This window comes from Mesorhizobium sp. M5C.F.Cr.IN.023.01.1.1 (assembly GCF_003997585.1).
Lineage (GTDB): Bacteria > Pseudomonadota > Alphaproteobacteria > Rhizobiales > Rhizobiaceae > Mesorhizobium > Mesorhizobium wenxiniae.
Window position 1 is genome coordinate 1 of sequence record NZ_RZSU01000250.1, and the last position, 661, is coordinate 661.

General features: G+C 63.2%; 1 protein-coding gene. It reads right to left on the minus strand.

Translation table 11 applies throughout. From position 1 onward, the window contains the following. On the minus strand, positions 1-661 hold a 661-nt coding region (locus EOA78_RS35610), incomplete at both ends, for a MobA/MobL family protein (RefSeq protein WP_164784125.1).

Sequence of the window (661 nt, forward strand, 5' to 3'; positions counted from 1 at the left end):
CCAGAACCTTTTCCCGGACACCATGCGAGGTCTTCCCCGACAGCCAGATCGCCCGCCGCGCCATGCCGGCCTCGAGGCGGATGAGCGCGCGCGTCGTGTAGCGCGCCGGCATCCTCTCTCCGGTCGCGAAGTCGACGCTTTCGCGCTCGATGCGAAGCAGTTTCGGGCTCTCAAGGATGCGCACCATCAGATTCCGGAAGGCGCCGGCATCGTCGACATAGCGGTGCAGCACCTTGGCGATATCGCGCTCGCTAAAGACGCTCTTTTCCGAAGAGACTAGGTCGAGCACGATCGCCGGCTTGCGCATGATGCGTTTGCGGTTCTCGGCCCTGCGCTCCTCGAACAGCTCGATGCGTTCGAGCCTCGGAGACCAGCCCGCCTTCTCTCCCTTCCGGTCGATCGCCTTCGTCGCAACGCCGATATGCGTTGTCGGCACCAGGTCGATGCCACGCTCGGCATAGGAGCGCCCGTCGATGCGCATTTCCAAGCCTGCAAGCGCCAGATGCTGGTTCTGCAGATCGAGCCAGCCATTGCGCTGCCCGAGGAACTCTTCCCTTTCGCCGGACCAAAGCCGGTAGACGATCTTGCCGGCCTTGTCGCGCAAGACCTTGCCGTCTTTTCCGATGACGGCGACCTTTTTGGGCCCGAACCCGTTCTCTGT